Annotated in this window: 1 protein-coding gene; it reads right to left on the bottom strand. The window is 70.4% G+C overall.

Features of this window, described 5'->3' with window-relative positions:
* On the bottom strand, positions 1-301 hold a 301-nt coding region (locus OO69_RS48565; protein WP_033287465.1), incomplete at both ends, for a hypothetical protein.

Raw genomic sequence — 301 nt, forward strand, 5'->3', positions numbered from 1 at the left:
GTCCGGGCTGGTGCCGCCGGTGAACGACTCGGTGGTGGTGACCTGGGTGACGTCCTCGCCCAGGTACTGGCCGCCGAAGGTGAGCGTCCACGGGCCGCCGGCGTTGCCGGTGACCACGATGTCGCCCGGGTTGACGTTCGACAGGCCCTCGAGGGCGGTCTGCACGGCGGCTGCGGTGGCGTTGAAGGCGATCGCCGCGGTGGTCTGCCCACTGAAGGTGATCGTGAAGGTGCCGCCGGTCGGGCCGCCGGTCACGGTGAGGGTTTCGACCTCGTTGGAGACCGCGTTGTACGGCGCGTAC

The sequence above is a fragment of the Streptomyces sp. NRRL F-525 genome (genome assembly GCF_000716605.1).
Taxonomy (GTDB): Bacteria; Actinomycetota; Actinomycetes; order Streptomycetales; family Streptomycetaceae; genus Streptomyces.